The following is a 26,793-nucleotide window of genomic DNA, read 5'->3' on the forward strand; positions in this document are numbered from 1 at the left end:
ATTCAATTATATTCCAGGAATACCCATCAGGCCCGTTCCTTTGCAATCTGTTCCAGTGATTTACCTGAGGTGTCCGGCATAAAAAAGAAGCCAACCGCACCACTGATGATCAGAAAGAACGTGAGTAAGCCGGCTACCGGTTCTATCCCTACATTTGCCAAAGCCGGAACAAAGAAGCTCCATACACCAAGCAACGTCCGGCTTATTCCAAACGTTAGCCCCTGGGCAGTACCCCTGAAAATGGTTGGAAACAGTTCCTGACTGAACACTTTGTAAAATGCTTCACCTGCTAAAGCTGCACCTGAAGAAAACATCAGAATATTTGCAATTATAACCGGTATGGTAAACGGCAAAAACAGTAGCATTCCATAGGCAACTACCTGCATAATGGCTCCTACTGCCCAAATGGTTCTTCGTGTTTTAAAGTTCCTGTCCGAGTGTGGCATAAAAACAATCAGGGTCACAATAATAAATATAATAAAACCTGCACTCGACAAGCCCACACTCATTGCCTGACTACCGGCATTCAAGGTTTTAATGATATATGGATTAAAAATTCCTGCTGTCCCTGCTGCCAGGTTCCAGAATAAATAAATTACAGCGGTGTATACCAATCCTTTTAAGTTGGAACCGGAAAAAAGGGTCCTTAAATTAACTTTTGCCGTTGTAGCCGCAACTTTCCATCTGGAAGATTCAGCCAGACTACGACGCAGGTACCAGGTCACCATAGCTACCACAAAAAGATGAAGGAAAACAATGCGAATTCCGAGAATGTCCAGATGCGCCAGGAACATGGCCATCCAGAGTACAACAACCGGACCAAAACTCCAGGCCACCTGGGTAAAACCAAGCAATTTTCCACGGGCTTTATCCGGCGCAGCTTCTCCCACATAAGCCAGAGATGTTGGAACATCGGCACCTACTGCCACACCAATAATAAAGGTTCCTGCAAACAACATGACCGGATTCAATGCAAAAGCAATCAGTAAAATTCCAAAAGCATACACCAGAAGATCTATCTGGTAGATCCGTTTGCGCCCCAGTTTATCTCCAAGTCTACCGCCAATAAATGCGCCAACTGCACATCCTACTGCATTCGGACCGATAGCAGCCAGCAAGCCGATAGCATTGTTTGATAAATTCATGTACGATTGAAACAATGACAATCCGGCACCTAAAGCCACAATTGAACCAGCATCAAGATAAGAAGCCATTCCTGCCAACGCTGAAGCTTTCCATTGCTCCCTTGATATTTTATCCATATCCGGATCTTTTTTCAACTCAGTATCCGACATTTTTTTCTGTTCCTTCATATAAAACTTATTAATGTTGAGGTATTCTTTATGATTTAATATCTTATAAAATTCGTTTCTATAATTCTTCTTTTGACCTTGTAATTATAGCTTCACCTTATTCCTGCATTCCACCATAAGCTATGATCACAAAAGATGAAACCAAAATCAGCAGGGCCATAATCAGTAAGGCATAGGTTCTGCCTGATACATTTTTCCATTCCTTCATGATGACGCCAATGATGTAACTGAAAAAAATCAGCATTGACATGTGCAGCACCCAGCTGGCATACTGAAATTTGCCCATATTGACATGCCCCATTCCGTAAAAGAAAAACTGTAAAAACCACATTGTGCCCGCCAAAGCTGACCATGAGAAGTTTTTGAAGATCAGCTTACGGGGCAAACCGCTTTTTACAGAAAACTCCTTCAGGCTTTTGTTTTTTACAGCGACGACCATGAACCAAACCATGTTAACAACCCAACAACCGGCTGTAGAAACTATCATCTTGGCATTTCCTTCAAACTGACCGGCACCATGTTCTGCTGCCATATCGGCTATGGGCTGTCCAAATTCAAGCGATATATTAAACACACCTGAAAGTACACCGGCAATGATGGTAAGGATCAAACCTATAAACATATTCGACCTTTTCAGACCATCCTGTTTTGGATTAACCTCGTGTTCCCTTTTGAAACCTGCCCATCCACAAAGTCCGACACCGACCACAGAAACGATCATTCCAAACAATACGATGTTACCACCGGGCGCCTGAAAATGTTGTGTCAAACCACCAAATATTATCAAAGGCAAAACAGTCCCTACAATTGCTGATATACCAATAGCCAGGGTATAGGTCAGCGAATAACCAATATATCGGATTGATACACCGAACGACATACTTCCGAAACCGTAAACCGCCCCAAGAATGAATGCCATCCAAATGGCTTTTGACGGCGCATGAGCAAGGATGTAAAAGAAATCAGGAACTGTAATGGCACCAATTATAAGTGGCATCAGTATCCAGGCAAACATGGCCTGAACCAACCAGAATGTGCTCCATGACCATTGTCTGGTCTTTTGATACGGCACATAGCAAGACGAAGCTGATACGCCGCCGACAGCATGTAACAGGGTTCCGATGATGGGACTTGAGGGGATCATAGTAAGATTATAAGTTATAAGATAGTTATTAATCCAGATGAAAAATCTCTTCCATATCGCTCCAGAATTCTCCCGGTTTTCTGTTCTCAAGTGGTTCCATCAATGGTTTAACCACATCCCACCAGCGCTGTGTCTCCTCGTGATCAGCCATTTTTGCCATATCGGCATCAAAATCAGATCCGGTATATTCAAAGTAGGCAAAGAGGATATTATCCCTGTAAAAAATGGAATAATTAACGAGGTTACATTCCTTAATTTTCGCCAGTACTCCCGGCCACACATCAGCATGTTGTTGAATATATTCAACAGCACCTTCCGGTTTGAGCCGGATCATTTGTCCAAATCTTTTCATTATCTTGAGACATAATACATAAGAAACAAGACACAAGATTATCTCAATTTCTATGTTGTTATTTTACGTTATTAATAGCTTTAAACATCGCTTCAATATTTGCCGGCGGTATATCGGGCAAAATAGCTTCATGGCTTGGCGAAATTACCAGTCCCGTCGGAAACAGTTCCTTCAACTCATCTACCTTATCGGCCACAGATTGAGCATCACCTTTTACCAAAAGATACTGGGCATCCACCCCACCGCAAAAAGCCGCTTTCCCATAATGGTGCTTTTTCAGATTTGAAGCATCCATATCTGCAGCCAGGGCCTGAATAGGATGGATCACATCCACCCCCAGTTCAATAAAATCGTCAATCAGCGGAAACACAGAACCACAGGAGTGATGAATCACAGTCAGATCATAACTTTTTGCCTGATCAATCAGTTGTTTGGTGCCCTGAAAAACATGAGCCCGCAATAATTCAGGATCAACCATTAAACCGGTCTGACTGCCAAAATCATTGCCGATCAATACGGCATCCAGATGACCTTTGGTGGATTCATAAAAAATTTCGTTGGCTTTCAGATAAAATTCCGTAATTCTATCGATTACAGCCTGAAACATCTCCGGGTTCATCAGCATGGTCATTAAGGCCTGTTCCATACCGAAAGCCGAACAGGCATCCTGAAAATGCGCACTCCACATCACACCCATCCGCACCGACTTATCATCCACTGCCTTTGCTCTTCTCAGTGCTTCTGCACGATCAAGATACCTTGCCGGATCCGGCCAGTCGAACTTATCCACATCCGCCGGATCGGTATAATCTTCAAAAAAACCAGGCGCTGTAAGGGTTCGCTCATCCGGTTTATCCAGATGGTCCACTTTGGCAAACCTGAATGCACAGGCAATATGGTTGGCTGGCGCATAATTATACGGAACTTCTATCGGATAAATATCATCGTCAATGATCTTACGGATCTCATCCACACTTTTTACGCCGAAGTGAGCGGTCAACGCCTTTTCTGCTTCGGGAACCGGTAAACCTAGCCATGAGGCAGGACGATCCACCGGCTGATAATTAATGGTGGCATAAAAGCGATCTTTGTGGGTCATTTTCATTCCTGTAGTGATTTATTTATAAAATCAGGTTGTCACAATTTATTCCTTTCCAGTTGCTCTCTGGCTTCCTGTAAGGCATTATGTAATTTTGCTTCTAATATTTTTTTAGGAGGTAAATCGGTCCAATATTCAGCAACCATAATACCATCCTTTTGCATTTGAAGTAATTCTATCTGTTCATTACTTGCTTCAGCACATAATATCAGACCAATGGGTGACTGTTCTCCTTCATGCTTTTCATATTTATCAAGCCACTTAAGATATAGTTCCATCTGGCCTTTATATTTAGCCTTAAACTTATCGATCTTTAATTCAACAGCTACCAATCTTTTTAACTTACGGTGATAAAAAAGCAGATCCAGATAATAATCATCACCATCAATAATCATTCTTTTTTGTCTTTCAATAAATGAAAAACCATATCCCAACTCGAGAATAAATAATTCCAGTTCCTTTAAAATTGCGGACTCCAACTCATTCTCCAGATAACCCCTTTTTAGTTCAAGAAAATCAAGCAAATATGGATCTTTAAAGATTCCCTTTTGAATATTACTTTCAATCAATCTTATATCTGCTTTTTCAGTTCTTTCAAAAGCTTTTTTTGCTATCTGTTTTCTTAATTCTCTGACACTTAATGCTCTTTCAAAAACCAGATTCCCGTAAAACTCTCTGGCAACAGATTCTTTAACCGGTATGAGCACGAGAAAATGAGACCATGATAATTGTCGTGACAATGTAACGACTTTTTCAATATCGGGATATGTTTCAGCAAATTGAATCATGCGCCGTAAATTTTTCTCTTCAAAATTTCGTCCAAACCTTTTTACCAATTCTCGCGACAATGAATCGACAATTTGTTTACCGTAAACAGCCCGTTTATAAAGAAGAACCTCATCCAAAATACGTTTACCTATGTGCCAGAATAAAATATTTAATGCACTATTAGCCTGTTTAACAACTTGTATCTTTGTTCTTTCTACAAGATTAATCAACTCTTCCAGTATTTGATCATATTCTGTTTTATGTTCAGGCATTCTTTAGTGTTTATTTTACCATTCTGTAATTGTAACCAGGTTAATAGCAATTTATAATATCCTTTTTCCTGTTCTCAGGAAATACATTTAAAATTTTAATTTCTCCGTCTTTCAGTTCAGCCTCTACGGTTGTGTTCCCCGGTGCATGCAGTTTGAAATGTACATTCCATTCTTTTGGCCATGCCGGAAAAAGATAGATCTTATCGCCAACGGTTTGCAGCAGCATCTCCTGTACGCCAATCATTCCTGAACCGCCCCAGTTATGATCCGGAACCCAGTCAAAACCCGGTCCCCAGAACGCCGGAAAGCGCCTGCCGGAATCCTTCATTTTTTTCAGGCACAAGGCAGCAGCCTCTTCGGTTAATCCCAGGCGCGCAGCCCAAATTACATCCTGTTTCCATCCCATATGACTTCTGAATTTTATGGCATCAGGATCATACTTCCATGTGTTTAATGCCACATCCAGATCCGGATGCCCGATGCCATACATGCCCCATGGAAAAACAGGATACAGCTGCGGTACTTCTGTATTATTGACCCGCTCCCACAGCTTTGCCGGTGCAATTGTTTTGTGTCTATTGTATTCAGTAAACGAAATTGGTGGAATCCGGTCCAGCATCTCCTGCCAGTGAATCTTGTTAATTTTTTCATTGTATTTTTCCGGCAAACCGATCACTTCCTCGAGAACTGTTTTTAAGGCTGCTATGGTTGATGTGGCATTATACGCCATTTTATATGTTTCACAGGCTGATCCGGGATAAAGGACCAGGTGACCGTTTTCATCCAGTTTTTTCACTCCGCGCTGAGCTGCCAGGTACTGATAATGTTCATCAAAAAAGGTGAGGCAACTTTCAATCAATGGTAAGTATTCCGAAATGTCTGATCCATTGTATTTAGCCATTTCCAGAATCATAAAACAAAACTCCAGCGATGTATCATACTGGTACTCCAACCAGGCGTTGTACTGTCTCCCGGGATCATAATCATCAGGCCGGTCCCAGCCATATTCCACTGGATTCGGTAAGCCGTAGTTTTCTATCTGCTCGGTAAAACAGGCGCCATCGTGTCCCCAATAAACCTTACTGCGTAATTCTGCATTATGTAAAATCCGCAGATAGAAATCAAACTGTGGTTTCATGAGCTCAAAATCACCGCTCTTAAGCATCGGGAAATAAACCAGCCGTTGGTTCTGAGCCGTAAAGGTTCCGCCACTCCAGTTTCTGAAATCAGGTGTAAACGCACGGGTTGAATCTGTAAAAACCGGGTCAACTGTAAACAAACCACCGTTAAATTTAGTGGGATAATCACCAAAAGCATTACAGCCCAGCATGTAACGAAACAGCGTATAGTTTCGGCCAACCTGCCACACTTCTGAAGTTTCTGCTTTCTGTTCAGGATTAATAAATACAAAACTCCGGGACCAGTAATCCTGCCACCACTTAAGTGTCAGATTCAACGATGAATTTTTATGTTTATGATATCCCTCAACATAGTTCTCTATGCCCTCCTGCCATGAAGTTTTACCATTAGCCGTATTCAGTACTATCGCAACTTCATGCGTTTTTGAAGGCTTTTTGCTTTTCAGATGCCAGCCCTTAAAATCTGTACTCAGGTAATTACCGGTGGTTGTGCCGGCCGGCTCAAGGTTGTCGCCAAACATCATACCGCCAAAGGTCAGACCTGCCAAAGGATTGATAAGTTGATCTTTGACTTGTTCCATCTGTTCCCTTTCAACGGTGACATCAAATACAGTTTCCTGACGATTCTGATGATAAAATCTGACTGCATTATTATCGAACTGGATAGAATCAGCATAAGTTTTCAGGCCCTCCAGGTTGATCCACTTATACGAATTCTGAAAGTTTTCCCATTTTCGCAGTAACCTGTCCTGATACCGCCAGCTTTCGTAAGTCGTTTTTAGCGTTGTTTTCTGACTGGAAGACACAGCCACATGAATGACCGGACTATACACATCCACCCATATTTTTACATCAGCATTTAAATCGCCATCGGATCCGAAAATGTGAACCGAACCATCACTCAATTTCAACTCCTGCCTGAATGCTTTTCCCTCAAACGGATTTGGATTCAGCTGCACACGCACGCGGCCTAATTTCAACATGGAGTTATTCTCATCAAACGTGCCGCTTTTAGCCATGTAAAAAAGAATGTCTCCGTTTTCAACCCAGACATTCAAACCGATATCCCCACCTCCACATGGCATGGTTTCAGAAGCATTTTTGCTTTGCGTTGTCCAAACCACATTATAAGCATCCAATGCAGCCGGCTGCGGTTTTGCGTTCGGTTCAACCAAAACAAAACATAAAAAGAGCAATATTTTAGATGGAATCTTATTCATTTAAATCTTTAGTCTTGTATCTTGTGTCTTATATCTTTTATCTTAAATCTTATGTCTTACGTCTTATATCTTACGTCTTATATCTCCAACTACCATTCATCACTTCGGAACGAGGACACCGGTAATCCGTTTGTACCGAATAAGGTTCCTATTACAAAATCATCGAATGCATAGCGCACAGCAACCGGTTTTTCCACATGAGGTGATGATACAACCACCGATTTTCTTCTTAAATAGACCTGTGCGGGAAAGAATAGCTTATTCTCGCCGGCAATCTCAAAACCGGTAAGATCCTGTCCAAACGTGGTTAAGCCTTCTCCCACATCATTAAAAGAAACCACCACTGTGCTACCTTTGATCTCTATGGCATTAAATGATGGGCTCTTAAAACCGAACCCTTTTATCCCATAGGCATCACCCAAAGCCCATAAGGCCAGACGTTCACCTCCAACTTTTTTCTTTTTGGGATGAATACAGGTCTTTTCTCCAATATCCATAATCACGGCCATACCACTGTTAGAGATAGTATTCATGGATTTGCGCTGTGCATCGCGCAGGTAAGCTGAGTTAAATTTCGGATTGATGGTATCATGCTGAAACATGGAATAGTCAAAGGGTGCTATTTGCATGTAGTAAAACGGAAATTCGCCGATATTCCATAACTTACGCCATTCTGTCACCATTTCAGGGAACAGCTTTTCATACTGATCCGGACTTTCGTAGTTGGTTTCTCCCTGGTACCAGATACAGCCCTTCATTCCAAACCCGATGACCGGATTCAACATGCTGTTAAACAGAACTGTTGGCGTACGATTTGGGACTTTGGGAATGTCATCCATTTCAGGTAAGGGCGTACCATTAAATGGCACACTGGTTTCTTCACTCATCCAGGCCTGTATGCATGATCCACCATATGTCACATCAATTAATCCAACCGGAACATCCAGCATCTCATTCAGCAGACGACCAAAATAATACCCTGTTGCACTGAATTCTGCTACGCTCTCCGGTGATGCCGTTACCCATTTCCCATTAAAATCATCCTTAATGACAGGCGTTTTTCCACGGGGTACTGTAATCAGACGGATATTGTTGTTTTTCGATTTCAGGATGTCCATGTTTGATCCTTCAACAGGTTGACCCGGAAAGCCTTTCATGGGCATCTCCATGTTTGATTGGCCTGAGCACAACCAAACCTCTCCGATCATGATATCATGCAATACAACCTCAGTGCCATCACTGACTGACAATTCGAATGGTCCACCGGCAACAGGTGTTTTAATGTTCAGTTTCCATTTCCCGCTTTTATCTGCCTTTGTGGAATAAACTTCATCACTCCACGATGGTTTAACAACAACGTTTTCTTTCGCATCAGTCCAACCCCAGACCGCCACATCACTTTGCTGCTGCAGAACCACATGATCTGTAAACAGTGCCGGAAGTTTGATTTCAGAACGTGCTGATCCCATAAAAACAGCCAGCATCAAAACAACTAATCTTAATATCTTCAATCTTAACATGATTAATAATTTATTTCTAAAATTTTTAATTCCTTTTATCCAGTTTCCAAAATTACGGTTGCTTCGGTACAAAACTGCGTTTCACTTAGCAACCACTGCAATTCCTAATTCCTTTGTGATCCGTAGCTTAATGCGAAGGATCATTAATTCGTATCCCGATAGCTATCGGGACATAATTTATACTAACCGGTCCCAGTAATCCTGCCTTTCCCAGCGGCTTACCCTCCAATCTGTATGGCGCTGTTGTCCATGTGATCCTTTGGTCCTCCTGCAACTGATGATCACCAATTAACCGGTTTGCCCAGGTATTGGTGACAGCTATCTGTAATTCATTATTCCCGGTCTTTAAGGCTCCGTCAATTCTGAGTCGGTAGGGTGCTGTCCAGACGATGCCACATGACTTACCATTCAGTGTCACCTCTGCAATATTTGCAATTTCACCCAAATCAAGCCATAGCGGTTGATTCTCTTTTAATTCATCAGAAAATTTAAATGACGTGCTATACACAGCTGTACCGGAATAATATTTAATTTTCGTATCTGCATTTTTGCTCCAGTCAGTCAGTTTATTAAACCTTACCGCTTCTTCCGGCCCACCGAATTCGGGATCAAACTTCACATTCCAAGGACCAGTTATCCTTTGAACCGGTTTCGTTTCTAACCAGTTTTTACCTGCAGACTTTAAGGATTTGGGATCATTATCCTCAAAAATCACAAAAACAGACTGGTAAGGTTCAAAGCGGTATTTCAATTCTGTTCTGGCATTATGCTGCTGCCAGGCAGGTAATCTGTATTGCGTATTTCTTACCGGATCGTACAACACAGGTTCCTTGGCGTCTACACGAAACGACAGGGTAATATTTCTTGCCTCATTCTGTTGGTTGGAAATAAAATAAATTTCTTTCCCTTTTTCAGTCCGATGATTCCAGGCGATATCGGTTTTTTCACCTTCGCCATCGAAACCCTGGACATCCTGTTGTATGTGTATCGGGTCAAAAGAATCAAGGATCCACGGTCCCTGAATAACCTTCCCTTTTCCAATATTCCACATCATTTGCTTATGCCCTTTCCCGTCCTCAATGCTAACCTTATCTCCGTTAAAGAACTCAGCTATAGTTTTCTTCAATTGCTGATCTGCATTTGATCCGGACTGCCATCCGGGCGTTTTATCCGGCTTATCCATCATAAGAACTGTGGCGCCATCCTTTACAAGGCTCAACAGTTTTTCTGCCACTTCAAGACTCATTTCTTTTCCTCCATCCGGCGCCATTTTCCGGTTTCCGGGAATGACCAGCACGCCATAGGATGCGCCACCCGGCAATACGATTCTGCCATCTTCAACAGTTGTTAATCTTAACAGGGCATCTTTGTTGAACGAATCGTATGCATAGCCGTTTAACAGATCAATCCAGTTATCCGGGTCCGCCATGTTCGACTGCGTTCTTACGCCTTTCGGAATATCTCTTGTCGGGATACCTGCATTTTCAAGTCTTTTTCTTTCCAGTTCAATCTTATCCCTCCCAAAGATTCCGGGCAGTACATCCACCAGTCTGTCGGGTAAAATGGCCCTTCTCGGTATCTCTTCACCGGTGAATACTGCAATATCCACCACCGGATCACCTTTTTGCAATATCCGTTGACAATTGGTAAGGTATTCAAAGAAAGCCTTCCCGGGTTTCCACCAGGTCTGATCCCGCTGGAAAAAGTTTCCATTCATGCCAAGCGTCATTCCAGGTTTACGGTCCATCCAAGGATTCAACACAAACACATGTGGAACCATTCGATTGGCACCCAAAGCAAAATTTCGATCCACCACCGGTTTTAATATGCCGGGATACTCATCCCAGTCCAGACGGATTTCGGTCAGGGCTTCGGCCTGTATAATTCTTTTACCATAAATGTGCGCTGCAGAAATCGCATCGAGCATATCGTTTGGCTTATCGTGCGACGGACTGTTGTACCAGAATTCACCCATGGGCAAATCCACCTCTTTATAGTGCAACATGCCATCAGAGACGCCAACCGGGGCGATACACTCAGCACTGAACAAGGTCTTTTTTTTATGGGCTTCCTCAGCCAGTGTCCTGTAAAATACGTCGGTGAACAAATCGGATACGGTAGTCCGTATATCTTTTAAAACCTTTTCCGAAAACTCGGTGTCTTTCAGCGGAACACCAGCCATGACCGGCAGATATGGCATCAGGTCATAGCCTCTGCGTTTCTTAAATTCTTCGGGGAAGACATGCGACCAGTTCTGACTTCCGCACTCCCAGCTGTCGATATGAAACCGCTTTAATACATCACCTGCCAAACCAGGTCCGACCTGCCGAAAGGCTTCGCCGAACCACTGATCGAACTGAAAACGAATCACTTCCGGATCAAACTTATCACATTCCAGACCTTTACCTCCTCCACCAACATAATTTTCATGTCCTGTTGAGGTGTGTCCTATTCTAAGAATAATCCATTTCCCTTCCGGAATATCCCACTCCAATTCACCTTTATCACCTACCTGCTCTGATATATTAATGAGTTGATCCTCCGGAACGCACATATCTGACGAAATCTCTTTATCTGTTGTTTCTTTTGCAATCCGCCAGATCATACCGGACTTGCCTTCGAACTGACTGATCTTCGGATCACCGGAAAGTTCAATGCCGTAGGTTCTTAAGCGCGGACTCCATTTGGCATCGTCAATATCTTCTGCTCCCGGTTCAGAACCCTCAGGATCAAACACAAAACGAAAATACTTTGCTGTTACCGGTGGAATGGACTGCGTGTTATCGGCATCCAGATCAAGCCAGCCGGAGCGTGGGGGAACAAGGCGTGTATGTTTAGTAAAATGCACACCATCATCACTGATTTCAATAATTAAACGGTTAGCCTGGTAATTATTCCAACCTGTTTTAAGCATCACAGAGCGACAGGTAAACGGCTGTTTAAAGGCATACTGAATCCAGCATGGCTGGCGTGTTGAAAATTGTCTTGTATTATGTTTTTGCGCCAGGTATTGCAGGTTTTCATCCTTTAAACTCGTGGTCACTTTGGGATTCAGATCATAAGAGCTGATACCCGTTCCCGAATAAGCCGGATAAGCAAATGTGGCAATATCGTCGTAATACCCTTTGACGATTTCCGGTTGTGGCAGGTTCCCTTTAAACGTCTGTCCGCCGGTAACCAGAGTATCGGCCCACACCACTTTTTGCATAGACATTTCCGGTGTAATCCATGGACCACCGGCACAGGTAAACCCATCGCAGGCGTTCATGCCGATTTGCAGGCCAAGCCGTTTGGCTTCTTCCATGGCATACTGAACCAGATCCCACCATTCCGGTGTCATGGTTTCATAAGACGGATAATAAAATGATGAATCCAGCACCTCCTTAATTGGCATCAGCATGGCTCCAGCTATACCAACCTGATGCATGGCTTCAAGGTCGGCTGTGATGGCTTCTCGCGAAACGGCACCGTGCATCCAGTACCAGAAGATCCATGGCTTAGCATTTGCCTCATCCGCTTCATTCAATATGCGCTCTGATTTTTTTGATCCCTGATTCTCACATCCAACACACAACATTAAAGTCACTAAAATGATAACTGAAAACGTGAATGATATGTGCGTGTATCTGATCTTCATGGAATTGACTGCTTAAAATCTGATATTTCGGGCCGTTTTATCGGGATCACTTCTTAAATTTATTACCGGGAATAAATAATAGCTGTATTTCCATATTTTAGCAGAAACCTGGTATTTTTTAATTGGTGCTGCTACCGGCGACCAGCTGTCGTTACCTCCAACGCCCATCTGAATGAGATCGATATTCAGTGTGATGAAACCGGCATCTTCCAGTTCGTTGGTATGCTTTGCTTCATTAATGTTTTCCTCTGTATAAGGCCATGCGCTCATGCTTAACAGGCTGTCTGCCACGACCAGAAGCCCGTCATTTTTACCGTCATTCAGATACATCCATCTTACATCCGTACGATTTCCATTCTCCTGCGGCATCACATAGGGTTCCATAAATTCTTCTATCGGCATGTCATACACAGCAACAGGAGCACCCTGTCTGCGATCGATGTAGTTTTCCTGAGGCCCGCGGCCATACCATTCAATATCATCGTAAGTAAGATTGATCCCGCACTGCATTCCCACCTTAGGGATATTTGGCAGAGCCGTGTCCGCATTCAGAGTGAAATCAACTTTCACCACACCATCACCATTAATACTGTATATAACTTCAATATCTGCCTTGTTTTTAATGAAAGAATACACACTGGTAATCTTAATATTGGTTTTGTCCAGGGCATCCACAGACATATTTTCAAGCACAGGTTTGTTGACATACCAGACTTTAAGCTGCTGCTGTGGTTTCCAGCCGCGCTCATCATTATCTGTCAATGGGCGCGTAAAATGCGGCAGTAATGGTTGATATATTTGTTCTTCATTCTTTAGTTTATACGAACTTAAAGCACCCGTTTCATGGTCAAAGAGCATACCGAAACCATTTCCGGAAACTTCATAGCCATCTACGGCTTCCTTAATTTTCAGTTCTTTGTCTGATCCTGTATTTGTTGCCGGTTTTGGCAGACCTGTCAGTTCAAACTGATTGGATGCCACTTCGAAACCGGCATCAACCCAGGGCGTTGCTTCTGAAAGTGTAAAGTGGATATCGGCCAGGTATTCCATCCCTTTCTTAAACTTCGGATAGTCTTTTGAAATATCAATGACTGTATCTCTGCCGGCTGCCAATGAAACATTATTTAATTCAATTGTTTTGATCACACGTCCGTCTTCCCTGAAATCAACCGTAATTGTATAATCTGCAAGCGTTTTTACACTTTGCCGGTTTTTAATTTGAACCAAACCTTTCTCAGCATCCAGCATCTTACATTCCACCGGCTGAAACACATGTTTGCATTCAAAAATGGCTGGTTTTGGTCGTCCGTCTGAAGCTACAATTCCATTGATACAAAAATTATTGTCGTTCAACCTGGCACCAAAATCACCACCGTATGCAAAAAATTCATTCCCGTTTGAATCTTTCTTCAGTAAGCCCTGGTCTTTGAAATCCCAGATACAACCTCCAATCATACGCGGCAGGGTGCGAATCTGATCCCAGAATTCTGCCAGGTTACCGGTAGAATTACCCATGGAATGCGAATATTCACACCAAAAGATTGGCCGCTTGTCACCGTTATCCTGGTAAACAAGAAGCGGGCCTGTATACAATGCAGGATACATCCTGCTGATGATATCCACATAGGGTTCATCCAGAGGTGTCTGAATGCGGTGAGAATGATCTTTGGGATAACCCGGATCACCAAAGGGAATATAACCTTCAGCGTGCTGATCCCCCATAGCCGGTTCATAATGCACAGGGCGCGTTATATCAAAATCGTGCACCCAACCTGCCATAGCAGCTGTATTCGGACCACGTCCTGCCTCATTTCCAAGACTCCAGAAAATAACGGACGGGTGGTTTTTATCGCGTTCAACCATGCGCTGAACCCTTTGCATCATGGCATTGGTCCACTCCGGATCGTTAGCGAGCTTGCCACCTATACCATGCGTTTCGTGGTTGGCTTCATCAATCACATAAATGCCGTATTCATCGCAAAGATCATATAAATAAGGATCGTTGGGATAATGTGAGGTACGAATGCAATTGAAGTTAAACTGTTTAATCTGCACGATGTCTCTTCTGATGTCTTCGCGTGAGAGTGCTTTCCCTTTAACGGGATCATGGTCGTGCCGGTTAACCCCATACAGGTAAGTCACCTTCCCATTGATGAGCAGTTTACTGTTATCCTTTGCAAACCGGATATCGCGGAATCCAACCTTGCAACTTTTAGCCTCTGCCACGTTCCCATGACTATCTTTAAGCGTTAAAACCAGAGTATACAGGTTGGGCTCTTCGGCGCTCCATTTCAACGGATTTTTTACGGTTGTTTCAAACACACCAAACTTTACATTATCAAGCCGTGGATAAGATTCGTTGATAATATCCGCTGCACTTTTACTGAGGGGTTCCTCAAAAACCGGGTTTTGAGCCGCATCAAATAACTGTGCTTCCACGGTATATCCCTTCACTGTATCACCAGTCAGATTATCCAGTCTGGGACGAATACTCAAAACTGCCTCATTATAATCCTTGTCCAGTTTGGCCTGGTAGTGCAGGTCGGCTATGCGTAGTTTTGGTTCAGCCATGAGGAATACTTCCCTTTGTATACCACTTAAACGCCAGTGATCCTGATCCTCCAGATAAGAGGCATCGCTCCACCGGATGGCCTGCACGGAAACAGTATTTTCCCCATCTTTGAGATAGGCTGTCACATTAAATTCCGAAGGCAGACAGCCATCCTCGCCATATCCCAGGAATTCTCCGTTGACCCAAACTGTAAAAGCCGATTTCACACCTCCAAAATGAAGCGTAATGTTCATGTCCTTCCATGCATCCGGCACGGTGAAGGTACGCTGATACGATCCAACACCATTGTAATCGCGCGGCACGTAAGGTGGATTTATGGGACGGAACGGATAGATGGAACTTTTATAAATGGGTACATCATAGCCTTTCAGCTCCCAATTGGAGGGCACCTCTATCTTATCCCATCCATGTACCCGGCTTTTATAGAAATCTTTTGGTGCATCGGCTGGTTTGATCGCAAAATAAAAGTCCCATGTACCGTTCAGAGATTTAAAACGTCCGGATGATTCGCGGTCATCTGCTATCGCAGCCTGAACAGTCGGATATGAATAAGCCGATGCCCTTGAACGGTCTCTGTTTATTTCGCAAACCTGTGGGTTTTCCCAGGGCACAGTATTATAAACATGCGGAACCGGCGGTATACCGGCAGGATCACCGGCAATGGTCTGGCCTGTTACACCCCAAATGGGGAAAAGGCTTAAAATGACACCAGTCAGAATTCCATATAATGTATCTCGTTTTGTTTTTTTCATAGCATCTTCTTATTCGGTTGTGATCACCAGCGAATCCGCTTCAAGTTGATCCGATGTGGCAGTAACATTGATTTCTCCTGCTGTTTTTATCGCCTGAACGATGAGCAGACACATGCCATTATAGGCTTTGCGATGGTCTGCCCTGAATGGTTCAAGGCTGGCCTGGTAACCATTGTCCACACCTGCGATAAATCCGGTTCCGGCAACTTCGAAGTTAATCAAATTATTGGCATGTGGCACAAGGTTTCCATCCCGATCCAATACTCTGACGGTGACAAAAGAAAGATCCTTTCCGTCAGCATAAATTTTACTGCGATCTGCTGATAGTTCAATTTTATATGGTTCCCCAGCTGTACTTATTTCCTTTTCCAAAACCACTTCCCCGTTTTTACGTGATACAGCTTTTATAGTACCGGATTCAAAAGGAATGCGCCACATCACGTGAAACTGGTCATCAGACTTATGTTTAACACCCTGTGATTCGCCGTTCAAAAACAGTTCTACTTCATCGGCATTATTGTAATAAACCCATACATCCACCAATTGTCCGGATTTCCAGTTCCAGTGGGGAAACAGATGTAACATGGTTTCATCCGACCATTCGCTTTGGTACATGTAGTAGGGATCTTTGGGGAAACCACATAAATCGATGATTCCAAGATACGAACTTCTGGCCGGATATGGATAAGGAATTGGTTCACCCAGGTAATCAAACCCTGACCAGACAAACATGCCGGGAATAAACGTATTATTTTTCACCACAGCCCAGGTAGCTTCATGCGTTGATCCCCAGTAGGCAATGGCATTATCATACGAAGATGCCGTAAAATCAGCATTTCCGTCGAAAGGTTTATTGTAAGCCGGTGGCCAGATGCGTACGCTGTCAGAAGGCAGGTCATAATGACCCCGGGTTGCCAGCGCCGAGTTATTTTCTGATGGCAGCAGGCATTCACCGGGATAACGATCCGGAAACTTCAGGTATTCCTTATGTTTATAGTTAAACGAAAGCAAGTCCAGTGCTCCGGATTTATAAATGTTGTTCTTCTCGGGATCAGTCTCCGTCAATGCGCTGGTAACATAACGTGTAGTATCCAGCTCCTTAACAATTTCCACCAGTTCCCTGGCTATCGTGATCCCGCCGGAATCAAACTGTTCCGGTATTTCATTACCAATGCTCCATGCAATAATGGACGGATGGTTTCTGTCCCGCAGTACCATATCCTGAAGGTCGCGTTTATGCCACTCATCCCAATACAGATGATACCCTCTTTTTACCTTGGTGCGTTTCCATTCATCAAAGGCTTCATCTATGACCAGAAATCCCATCTGATCGCACAAATCCAGCAATTCAGGCGCCGGTGGATTATGTGCCATACGGATAGCATTGCATCCCATGGCTTTCAGAATTTCCAGTTGTCGTTCGGCAGCTCTTTCATTAAATGCAGCACCCAAAGCACCCAGATCATGATGCTGGTTCACCCCGTGAATCTTCAAAACTTTTCCGTTTAGAAAAAAACCTTCAAGCGGTGTAAATTTAAAATTACGGATACCAAATGGCGTTTCAACCCTATCATACAATTTATTTCCCTTATAAATTTCAGTAACCACACGATACAAGACGGGATTTTCGGGGGACCACAAATCGGGATCATCAATATTAAATTCCTGAAATATTTGTTTCTCTTCCTCAATTGAACTCCCAGACTTTTGCTCTGCCACTTTTAATCCATCGGCATTATAAATCACCGATTTGATTTTCACTTTATGCTTTGAACCCGTCAGATTTATCAGGTCAATTTGATACCGAACCTTGGCATGATTTGCAGTCACGGTCGGGGTGCTTACAAATGTTCCCCAGTGCGCAATATGCATATTATTCTCAGGAACCAGCCACACATTCCGGTAGATCCCCGAACCGGTGTACCAGCGAGAAGCCGGCTGATCAGAGTTGTCCACTTTAACAGCTATCACATTCACTGAATCGTTCCGATGCAGATATGGTGTGAGTTCGTACCGGAATGAGCTGTATCCATAGGGTCTCTTGCCAAGGTAATGTCCATTGATCCAGACCTCGCTGTTGCTCATTACACCATCGAAGTCTATATAATAGCGATCAGAACCAGGTTCATCCAAAACAAACGTTTTTCGATACCAAGCGATGCCTGTCGGCAATGCCCCCCCTTCAGGTCCGGCAGGATTATCGATACTGAAATTTCCTTCAATGCTCCAGTCGTGAGGAAGGTTTAATATTCGCCAATTACTGTCATCAAATCCCGGATAAGCAGCCAGTGTATCATCCCCCGAAAAGAATCTCCAGTCCTTATTAAAGGGCATTCGTTCAGGGATGTTGATTGTTTTGCAGGAAATACACAAAACTACCGAAAGAACGACGACAATATATTTCAAGGCTGTCTGCATATAAAACGGTTATTTTATTTTTGATTCTTCCTTCGACTTAAACTGAAGATTACTTTTACCAATATCTTTTGAAGTAGCAAGTGCTATGCCGCGGTTGCCAAGTTTATCCACCGCATTATAAAAGTGATAAACAATGCCATCGTGCTTTATTACATACGCTTTATGGGCAAAGAGATTATCATAATTTTCAGAGGGCTCAATCAGGTGTGGTCCGTTCCAGTCTGTCCAGTTTACCAGGTCGTATGAGCAGGCAAAGCTATTGTATACCACTGTTTGCCCTTCAGGCCAGTAAGCTCTGAAATAAAACATTACATAAATATCATCGATTTTCTGAAATACGGCATCGCCGGTGATGCCTTTATGATGGTTCATCATGGGTTGTGTACCAAACCGTTTCCAGTTAATCATATCATCGGATACAGCCATGCTGATGCGTTCTGCTCCACGGCCCGGATTAACACTGTCACCTCTTGCATTATAATACATGAGAAACTGATGGCCGGTCAGCTTTTGCTTATCTTCAATCACAAAACTTTTGTACATGGTACTGTTATCGTACCATCGCGCATCTTTATCGTTTGGCATAAGGACCGGTTTCCCCAGGGTCTGCCAGATATGCGGAATTGCAGGGTCCTTTTCAGTATACGCCATGCTGATGGAGAGCAAGCCGCTTTCATAACCTTCTGAGTCACCACCAAAGTAGCTCATCCAGTATTTTCCGTCATATTTTTGAATGGCATAATCGCCACCCCACTCATAATCAATCAGCGACGGATAGCCTGCTTTCTGGTTGTAATCCCAGTCTGTTGAATCTGAGAACTCAAGAATTTTTCCTTTACGATCCCAGTGAATGAGGTCGTCACCGGTTGCCAGATGCGTTTCATAACCACGGCCGTCAAACACAATATACGTCATCACCCATTTTCCATCATGTCTGAAAATGGTAGGGCAGTCCATTTTATATTTATTGCTGTCCGGTACCAGGATCAAACCATATTTATAGGGAGTTTTAACGATTTCATATATTTTCTGCATTTTGGCAGGAGTCACAATCCTGGGTAAATCCGCTTTTTTTTCAGGTACCTTACAAGCTGCAAAAGCAATTATTACAAATACATACAAAACTGCTATTCTCTTCATACTTATTTTCTTATTTTAAATGTATATCTGCCTGATCCGGTTTTGTATACAGGCTTATCTTTAAACAAATTATTCGTATTAACCACACGGCAGTTTTCAGGTTCGGACAAAACCTCTCCGTTAAATGGTAATACAACTGTTGCTGTAGTATTAAACGGAATTTCTATGGTTAATTCAAAACTGCCTTTATCCTGTTGCCATTCACTTTTTATGGTTCCGTATGGGGATTCATAACTTGTTTTAACATACGATATACTGTCAATTACATCGGGTTTTATCACAATCGCCTTATACCCAACCGATGAACTTTCCTGGCCAATTCCTCCTAATCCCTGAAAGAACCACTCCATGAGATGGCCAAGCATTAAATGGTTGTTGGATTTTGAATCAAGGGCCTGCCATGATTCAGTTAAAGCCGTTGCTCCTTTTTTCAGCTGATAGGCATAACCCGGAACATCATCCCGATTATTCATCGCAAACAGCAGATCAGATGCCCCGTATCGGGTTAAGGCATCCACCAGGTAATGAAATCCGATATCGCCGGCTGTCAGGCTGTTATTATCTTTATGAATCGTTAAAAGTAAATTTTCGAACACCGCCTGTTCATCTCCTTCAGGAACCAGTCCAAGACTTAAGGGCATGGCCAGTGCTGTCTGACTTGCGGTTGCGTATAATTTAGACTTAGCATTGTAAAACCGGTTGTTGAATGCTGCATTTATATCTTTAGCCAGTTTCTTAAACGATTGTTCTTCGGCACCTTTCTGTAATTCAGCGGCAATTTCAGACATAAGGACGGCATCGTAATAATAGGTTGCTGTTGCGACCAATGGCACAGGAGTAAGTTGTGCATAACCCGGAGTATTAGGCCCAATATCATACCAGTCACCCAGACCATGTGATAAAATATAATCTTCAGACTTTCCGGCCAGATAATCCATATATGCTTTCATCATTGGCCATGCTTTTTGTATGACTGATGGATCACCATACCATTTATATACCATCCAGGGCATGGTTATGGATGCACTGCCCCATTCCGGTGAATCCCTGAAAGCAGAATCATAGTACTCAAAATTAATGTATTCAGGGACAATGGATGGCACCAGGCCCTGTTTGGTCTGAGCATCCATCATATCATTTGTCAACTTTAAATATAGGTGGTACATGTCATAATTAAAATGTACACTTTCCCCCATCAGATGCGTTTGCTCCAGCCATCCCAGCTTTTCGCGTGTAGGACAGTCGGTCATTACGCTCTGAATATTACTTCTTATGCTCCACCGTATCAGATCGAAAATCCTGTTAAACCGCTCACTGGAACATTCAAACGTACCAACCTGAGGTGTTGCGCTTCGGGTATGCAAAGCCTTTAATTCAATAATTTCAGGAAGATCTGTTCCCCTTTCCGCAGCATCCGGCTGAGCACCATTGACCTGAACATATCTGAATCCGTAATAACTGAACCGGGGTTGCCATTTTTCTTTGTCTTCACCGCTACAGATGTAAGTGTAATAATAGGGCGAACCTGAGCCCCTTTGGTTTACGGTGCCATCATCCTTCAACAACTCTCCCGGCCACAACTGTACTTCTTGCCCGGCCTTACCCCTGATCTTAAGCGAAACAATACCTGATGCATTCTGTCCGAAATCATATACAACTACGGAATCATTAATCGGAGTCACAGAAACCGGATCAAAGGTCTGCATGACTTTTACCGGATAATTCTGATCTGATCTTAAAGTTCCGGAGGGCCCGGAAACCTGTTTTGCTTTCAGCCATGAATCAGCATTAAAACCGGCTTTGTTCCAACCCTTTTCTTCTCTCCGTGCATCATAGTCTTCCCCACCATAAATTCCGGAGTAAGTTATGGGTGACTGATGCATTTTCCAGCCAGAATCAGATACAATCGTTTCACTTTCACCGTTTTTGTACTGCACCTGCAGTTTGCAAAGTAATTCAGGGAATCCATAGGCGATAATTAGCTTGCGATACCGTTCCCTGTTATTATAATAAAACCCGTTGCCAACAATTACTCCAATAGCATTATCTCCTCTGCGTAACATTTCTGTCACATCATAAGTGTTATATAAAACGGTTTTATCGTAATGTGTCCAGCCCGGTGTGAGAAAAGCGTCGCCAACTTTTTCACCATTTATGGTTGCTTCATATTGTCCTAAACCACTAATGTACAACGTTGCTGATCCGACCTCATCTTTCAGCTTAAAACCGTTCCTGAACATTGGAACAACAGATCGCTTTTCAACCTTTTGCAGCGAGATATCGCCGTAGCCGGTAATCCCTTCAACTACCCTGTCTGATTCGGGCAACTCTTCATATCCTATCCATTCTGCACCACTCCAGTCCTGCGCTTTCAACAATCCCATTTGCCATGAACCCATCTCACTCCAGTCCGATTCATTGCCGTAGATATCCCATACTTTCACCTTCCAGTAATATTTCCTCCCCGATAAAAGTTCTTTCCCTGAATATATGATGTTTTCAGACTCAGTGGAGTTTACTTTCCCTGAGTTCCAGATGTTCCCACTATCCTTTTTTATCAGACCAACAACATCCGCAACCAGTATCTGATAGGAAGCCTGTCGATTGTTAATTGTATCTGACTCTACCATCCAGCTGAATTCAGGATGTTGATTATCGACTCCAAGAGGTTTATCAAAATGATTGCACTCTGTTTTTACAATCCGGATCTTTGGTTCATGTCCATTACATGCCCCCAAAAAAGCCAAAGACAGTATGATAATAATGATCTGTTTCATCGAGGTTTTCTTCCTTATTTCCTGATTCAATTCAAAAAATAAATACATCAAAATTTTGAGGCTTTCAGTGCTTTCAGATCTTAAAGACATTGAGGTTTTAACTCCAAAACGTCAGAAAATCGACAGACAAGGATAAATATATTAAAATTTACGGTGATTCCCTAAAATTTAAGGTGTCGTAAACTTTTAATTTTTAGCTAATTAATGATAACGTTTTCACAACGTATATTGCCTCAATACTAGGCTTTAATAATACAAAATAATATATAATTATGAAAACGTTTCATTGTAATTGTAAGATAAATCTCATAGATTTGTAATGATTAAAATTCTTACCCCGGAATTGAGAATATAAAACTCATCAACAACTTAAAAATACAGAATCCAATATATATGAAAAGCCGAAAAATCATCATTACAGTAGCGCCAGTAAATCATGTGGGCAAACCTATTCCAACGGTGTGCAAAAATCCGACTACTGCACTGGAAGTTGGCAATGAAGTGATTGATTGCGCGAAAGCCGGTGCAAGTATGGTTCATTTACATGTTAGAGATAATACGGGTGAGCAGACTTTTGAACTTGATACCTTTAGTAAGACGCTGGATATTTTTACAGCTAAAACCGATATTGTCATACAGGGATCTACAGGTGGACTGGCTGATTTTACACTGGATGAACGCTGTGTATGCCTTAATGACCCAAGGGTTGAGGTTGCTTCTCTGAATATGGGTTCCGTAAATTTTGGTGAAGGAGTTTATATTAATACATTCCCGGATATCCGTTACTGGGCTAAACGAATGGAGGAAACAAATGTACTGCCCGAACTGGAATGCTTTGATCTGGGTATGATTGAGAATTGCTATATCATGCTTGAGGAAGGCGTTCTCAAAGCCCCACTTCACTTTAATTTCTGCATGAATACAAAAGGTGCTTTATCGGCCAATGCAAGAAACATAGGCTATATGAGTTCACTGTTGAACACAAGCAATTCTCACTGGGGATTGACTTACGATGGCATGCCCGATTTCTCGCTGGCTGGGGCAGCACTGGCTATGGGAGCTCAGGTTTTACGGATCGGGTTTGAAGACACAGCATATTATGCACCGGGTAAAATTGCGAAAAGTAATGTTGTACTGGTTGAAAAACTGGTTGAGACAATCACGCGTCTTGGGTATGATATTGCCACACCAGCTGAAGCACGCCGGATGTTAGGCCTGTCGTAATTAAAATCACAGAATGTGCAACAATACTCAACCCTAATAAATGACTTTCGGCTGGATGAAGATCCGATATTAAGAACTGAAATTGCCGGAATTATAAGTGATAACCGGATCAAAATCGTTGTTATTGATGATGATCCTACCGGCATTCAAACCATGCACGGATGCCTGTTCCTGACCAAATGGGACAACGACAGTCTGGATTTTGCCATGCAAAATGATTCCTCCGTTTTTTATGTACTGACAAATTCCCGCTCAACCGATGCAGGTTTTGCAGAAAAAGTAAACAATGAAATTGTTTCTGCAGTATGTGATCTGAACGTAAGATATAAATTCAGGCTCATATTTGTCAGCCGCAGCGATTCTACCCTACGTGGTCATTTCCCGGTTGAACACGCAGCCATCCATAAAACCCTTCGTAATAAAAACATTAAAACTCCTTTCCCTGTATTTTTTATCCCCTCCTTTTTTGAAGCAGGTCGGTTCACCTTAAATAACATACATTACTTAAAAGAGCATAATAATGCACTCCCTGTTTCTGAAAGCGAATTTGCAAAAGATAATGTATTCGGTTACAGGAATTCTCATCTGGGAGAATATATTATTGAAAAAACAGATGGATCAGTTTCTATTCATGATATTGGGTTCCTTTCAGCAAGTGCATTACAAAACCAGGCTATAGAAACAATTTCTGAAAATATCACTGCCCTTACTGAAAAAAAGTACATTGCAGTAAATGCCACAGGGTATTTCGATCTTCAGAAGTTTTCGCTGGCACTCTTAACAGTATTTCCAGACAATACAGCTTTGGTTATGCGCACATCATCATCGCTTCCGAAGGCTATAAGCGGTAAAGAGAATATACCCCTACTTACCAAAGCTGATTTAAACATCACCAGTGGAACAGGCATTTTTATTGTGGGTTCACATGTAAAAAAAACAACACAGCAACTCCATGAACTCATGAAATGTGACCTGTTGTTCGCTGTTGAGGTTGATGTTGAAAAAACACTTTATTCATTTGGCTCCTACCTTGCTGAAATTAAGGAAAAGTTGAATGAAGCAATATTAAAAGGATTTACGCCGGTTTTGTATACTTCACGTCTTGAAATAAGACTGAATAATAAAACGGAACGGCTTAACCTGGGACAAAAAATATCTGAATTTCTGTTTACGCTAATTAAAGACCTGGAAATCCAACCTTCATATGTTGTAACAAAAGGTGGAATTACCTCACATGATGTGCTCACCAAAGGTCTGGAAATAGAATCGGCAGAGGTCGCCGGACAAATTCTGACCGGTGTTCCAACTGTCAGAACTGCATCAACACATCGTTTCCCCAATCTGCCTGTTATTATTTTCCCGGGAAATGTGGGCGATGCATATGCCCTGAAGGACCTTTATCTGAAGTTGAGATAAGTTTAATCTTGTCCCAGGTATATAACCGATATGACAAATATGTATTTCTTATGAGTTTACCAGCGGTTTTGAGGCATCAATACGCGAGAAGAGCAGAGCACTGATTAATAACATGGCTGAGATGACAAAAAGCGGCAGATTATAATCACCTGTAGATTTTACCAGACTGCCGAATACAATGGCGCAAACAAAACCACCAAGGTTACCGGCAGTATTCATGGCAGCGGAAACAGTACCGCCGAATTTCTTCCCCATATCAATACAGATAGCCCAGGCACCAGGCAGCATCAGGTCGATGACCCCAAAACAAAGTGAAAGAAATATAAACACCTGTAGCTTTCCCGGTATAAATCCGGCCAGAAACATAAATACGGAAGAGGCCAGCAGGGCCCCAACACCCAGTATTCTTCGCCCGGTTTTTAAACCATACTTAACGGAAAAACGGTCACTCAGATAACCGCCAAAAATATTACCCAGCATACTCATAAAAAATGGTGCGGCCACAGCATAAGTCAGTTCACTTTTTGCAAAACCCCTGCCGGCTTCCATAAAAGTCGGGAACCAGGAGAAAAAAAACCAGCTTCCCCAGGCATAAAACCAATACATAGCCAGTAAGATCCAGAACTGTCTTTTGCTCAATATCTCTTTCCAGGGTGTTTTAGCTTTTTCTGTTTCGAATGGAATTATGTCTATCTCTCTTAATTCCTCTTTTGCTATTCCCTTCATTTTTGCAGGATTATCCCTGTACCAGAAATACCATACAGCGACCCATATAAAACCGAGAGAACCGAGGATATAAAATGCGGTTCGCCATCCCAAACCAATAATAACGGGAATAACGATAAAAGGAGTCAGTGCGCCACCTACCCGACTGGCCGCCCAGATAAAACCCTGAGCTTTAGCCGTTTCTTTTTTAGGAAACCATCGTCCGATGGTACCCGTCATGCAGGGATATGCACCGGCTTCACCAATGCCAAACATAAAACGGATGATGATCAGTGAAGCAAATCCACCGGCCATACCGGTAAAAATGGTAAACAGCGACCACCAGATCACAATGACAGACAGAACTTTTCGCTGACCGGCATTATCACCCCACCAACCCAATGGCACCTGAAACAGGCCATAGGAAAGAATAAAAGCGCTCAGTGTCCAACCCCATTGTTGTTCGTTGAGATTAAGATCCTGCATTATGCTTACGCCTGCCACACTGATATTAATGCGATCCAGAAAGGTAATTATACCGATCAGAACCAGTAAAAGCAGAACGTAATTGCGCTTCTTCATGTTGTGGGGTTATGTAAGGCTATCGATGACAGACTTCACCTGAAGGGTTCCCAGTAAAGGACTTGAAAGCACGTCCTTACCGGTTTGTTTGATAATCTCATCCTGCATTTTGGCCATAGATCCCTGTGCCAGAACAAAAGCATCCACCTTTTCTGCCAATGCAACAGCAGTCTCCAGAATCTTTGCATTATGTGCGTCAACATTTCCTTCCATTAGTTGCTGAAATGCCCCTTCGGCTAAGCCTTTTTCAATCTGAACCGGCTTACCCAGTTCATCTGAAAACTTTTGCAAAAGTCTCGCAGTTGGAGCCAGCGTAGTTGGAAGCGTGGCCAGCACACCAATTTTATTATACTTTCGAACGGCTTTCTCAGCCATGGCATCATCAATTTTCACCAATGGAACAGGGAGCAGATCACGAGCCAGAATGGCCACATCCCCAACCGATGAACAGGTATTAAAAATCACATCAGCACCTGCATCCAGTGCAGCATTATAATAACTGACCAGACGTTTCTTAACTGCTGTCGGAACTTCATTTGCACGAATCACATCCTGAATCAGACTATCATCAGCAATATTAATCAGGCGGACATCAGGAAGATATTCCGCGAACAGGGCTTTGGTTGGTTCAACCATAGTGGTTGCGGTATGTATGGCTACAACAGTTTTCATTTTTTTCTTTTTCATGACGCGTTAATGGTGACCCATTATTATACAATTGCAGATAAAAATGGAATTCCCAA

The 26,793-nt window shown here is 42.8% G+C and carries 16 protein-coding genes; 2 read left to right on the forward strand and 14 right to left on the reverse strand.

Going from position 1 to position 26,793, the window contains the following annotated elements; translation table 11 throughout:
• Positions 1-26: 26 nt before the first annotated feature.
• The 12 genes from ACE1EF_RS15915 to ACE1EF_RS15970 all read right to left on the reverse strand — a co-directional run bounded on the left by ACE1EF_RS15915 (position 27) and on the right by ACE1EF_RS15970 (position 22,123).
• Positions 27-1,313, reverse strand: coding sequence for an MFS transporter (locus ACE1EF_RS15915; RefSeq protein WP_375721679.1), 1,287 nt, complete (start codon positions 1,311-1,313; stop codon positions 27-29).
• Between the two features lie 97 nt (positions 1,314-1,410).
• Positions 1,411-2,457 carry an L-rhamnose/proton symporter RhaT gene (locus ACE1EF_RS15920; RefSeq protein WP_375721680.1) on the reverse strand — a complete coding sequence of 349 codons (1,047 nt, stop codon included), beginning with the start codon at positions 2,455-2,457 and terminating at the stop codon, positions 1,411-1,413.
• Positions 2,458-2,485: 28 nt separating this feature from the next.
• The gene (locus ACE1EF_RS15925; RefSeq protein ID WP_375721681.1) at positions 2,486-2,809 is read right to left on the reverse strand and encodes an L-rhamnose mutarotase; all 324 of its coding nucleotides are present in this window, start codon (positions 2,807-2,809) and stop codon (positions 2,486-2,488) included.
• Positions 2,810-2,867: 58 nt separating this feature from the next.
• On the reverse strand, positions 2,868-3,914 hold the full coding sequence (locus ACE1EF_RS15930; RefSeq protein WP_375721682.1) for a uroporphyrinogen decarboxylase family protein: 1,047 nt from the start codon (positions 3,912-3,914) through the stop codon (positions 2,868-2,870).
• A gap of 32 nt (positions 3,915-3,946) precedes the next feature.
• A complete protein-coding gene (locus ACE1EF_RS15935) occupies positions 3,947-4,948 on the reverse strand; it encodes a PDDEXK nuclease domain-containing protein (protein WP_375721683.1) in 1,002 nt (333 codons plus the stop codon).
• A 40-nt stretch (positions 4,949-4,988) separates the two neighbouring features.
• Positions 4,989-7,307, reverse strand: coding sequence for a DUF5703 domain-containing protein (locus ACE1EF_RS15940; protein WP_375721684.1), 2,319 nt, complete (start codon positions 7,305-7,307; stop codon positions 4,989-4,991).
• Positions 7,308-7,396: 89 nt separating this feature from the next.
• The gene (locus ACE1EF_RS15945) at positions 7,397-8,827 is read right to left on the reverse strand and encodes a sialate O-acetylesterase (RefSeq protein ID WP_375721685.1); all 1,431 of its coding nucleotides are present in this window, start codon (positions 8,825-8,827) and stop codon (positions 7,397-7,399) included.
• A 127-nt stretch (positions 8,828-8,954) separates the two neighbouring features.
• Positions 8,955-12,464 (reverse strand): glycosyl hydrolase, encoded by a 3,510-nt coding sequence (locus ACE1EF_RS15950; RefSeq protein ID WP_375721686.1) that lies wholly within the window; start codon positions 12,462-12,464, stop codon positions 8,955-8,957.
• Positions 12,465-12,476: 12 nt separating this feature from the next.
• Entirely contained in the window at positions 12,477-15,788 is a 3,312-nt protein-coding gene (locus ACE1EF_RS15955; RefSeq protein ID WP_375721687.1) for a glycoside hydrolase family 2 TIM barrel-domain containing protein, read from the reverse strand.
• Between the two features lie 9 nt (positions 15,789-15,797).
• Positions 15,798-18,206 carry a beta-galactosidase GalB gene (gene galB / locus ACE1EF_RS15960; protein ID WP_375721688.1) on the reverse strand — a complete coding sequence of 803 codons (2,409 nt, stop codon included), beginning with the start codon at positions 18,204-18,206 and terminating at the stop codon, positions 15,798-15,800.
• 9 nt (positions 18,207-18,215) lie between these two features.
• Entirely contained in the window at positions 18,216-19,346 is a 1,131-nt protein-coding gene (locus ACE1EF_RS15965; protein ID WP_375721689.1) for a hypothetical protein, read from the reverse strand.
• A 2-nt stretch (positions 19,347-19,348) separates the two neighbouring features.
• A complete protein-coding gene (locus tag ACE1EF_RS15970) occupies positions 19,349-22,123 on the reverse strand; it encodes a glycoside hydrolase family 78 protein (RefSeq protein ID WP_375721690.1) in 2,775 nt (924 codons plus the stop codon).
• A gap of 393 nt (positions 22,124-22,516) precedes the next feature.
• Here ACE1EF_RS15970 and ACE1EF_RS15975 point away from each other — a divergent pair, with 393 nt between their 5' ends.
• Complete coding sequence (locus ACE1EF_RS15975) at positions 22,517-23,347, forward strand: beta-keto acid cleavage family enzyme (RefSeq protein ID WP_375721691.1); 831 nt, start codon at positions 22,517-22,519, stop codon at positions 23,345-23,347.
• A gap of 15 nt (positions 23,348-23,362) precedes the next feature.
• A complete protein-coding gene (locus ACE1EF_RS15980; RefSeq protein ID WP_375721692.1) occupies positions 23,363-24,763 on the forward strand; it encodes a four-carbon acid sugar kinase family protein in 1,401 nt (466 codons plus the stop codon).
• A gap of 48 nt (positions 24,764-24,811) precedes the next feature.
• On the opposite strand, the gene ACE1EF_RS15985 is transcribed toward ACE1EF_RS15980, so the two are convergent.
• Positions 24,812-26,050 carry an MFS transporter gene (locus ACE1EF_RS15985; protein WP_375721693.1) on the reverse strand — a complete coding sequence of 413 codons (1,239 nt, stop codon included), beginning with the start codon at positions 26,048-26,050 and terminating at the stop codon, positions 24,812-24,814.
• Positions 26,051-26,059: 9 nt separating this feature from the next.
• The gene (locus ACE1EF_RS15990) at positions 26,060-26,722 is read right to left on the reverse strand and encodes an aspartate/glutamate racemase family protein (protein ID WP_375721694.1); all 663 of its coding nucleotides are present in this window, start codon (positions 26,720-26,722) and stop codon (positions 26,060-26,062) included.
• Between the last annotated feature and the right edge of the window lie 71 nt (positions 26,723-26,793).

Source organism: Quyinboa sediminis (assembly GCF_042219855.1).
Lineage (GTDB): Bacteria > Bacteroidota > Bacteroidia > Bacteroidales > UBA5342 > JBHJHP01.

Coding starts and splice junctions, on each gene's coding strand:
- ACE1EF_RS15965 (WP_375721689.1), bottom strand. CDS start 19,346: ATGAAGAGAATAGCAGTTTTGTATGTATTTGTAATAATTGCTTTTGCA.
- ACE1EF_RS15940 (WP_375721684.1), bottom strand. CDS start 7,307: ATGAATAAGATTCCATCTAAAATATTGCTCTTTTTATGTTTTGTTTTG.
- ACE1EF_RS15985 (WP_375721693.1), bottom strand. CDS start 26,050: ATGAAGAAGCGCAATTACGTTCTGCTTTTACTGGTTCTGATCGGTATA.
- ACE1EF_RS15920 (WP_375721680.1), bottom strand. CDS start 2,457: ATGATCCCCTCAAGTCCCATCATCGGAACCCTGTTACATGCTGTCGGC.
- ACE1EF_RS15935 (WP_375721683.1), bottom strand. CDS start 4,948: ATGCCTGAACATAAAACAGAATATGATCAAATACTGGAAGAGTTGATT.
- ACE1EF_RS15990 (WP_375721694.1), bottom strand. CDS start 26,722: ATGAAAACTGTTGTAGCCATACATACCGCAACCACTATGGTTGAACCA.
- ACE1EF_RS15925 (WP_375721681.1), bottom strand. CDS start 2,809: ATGAAAAGATTTGGACAAATGATCCGGCTCAAACCGGAAGGTGCTGTT.
- ACE1EF_RS15930 (WP_375721682.1), bottom strand. CDS start 3,914: ATGAAAATGACCCACAAAGATCGCTTTTATGCCACCATTAATTATCAG.
- ACE1EF_RS15915 (WP_375721679.1), bottom strand. CDS start 1,313: ATGAAGGAACAGAAAAAAATGTCGGATACTGAGTTGAAAAAAGATCCG.
- ACE1EF_RS15975 (WP_375721691.1), top strand. CDS start 22,517: ATGAAAAGCCGAAAAATCATCATTACAGTAGCGCCAGTAAATCATGTG.
- ACE1EF_RS15945 (WP_375721685.1), bottom strand. CDS start 8,827: ATGTTAAGATTGAAGATATTAAGATTAGTTGTTTTGATGCTGGCTGTT.
- galB (WP_375721688.1), bottom strand. CDS start 18,206: ATGCAGACAGCCTTGAAATATATTGTCGTCGTTCTTTCGGTAGTTTTG.
- ACE1EF_RS15950 (WP_375721686.1), bottom strand. CDS start 12,464: ATGAAGATCAGATACACGCACATATCATTCACGTTTTCAGTTATCATT.
- ACE1EF_RS15955 (WP_375721687.1), bottom strand. CDS start 15,788: ATGAAAAAAACAAAACGAGATACATTATATGGAATTCTGACTGGTGTC.
- ACE1EF_RS15970 (WP_375721690.1), bottom strand. CDS start 22,123: ATGAAACAGATCATTATTATCATACTGTCTTTGGCTTTTTTGGGGGCA.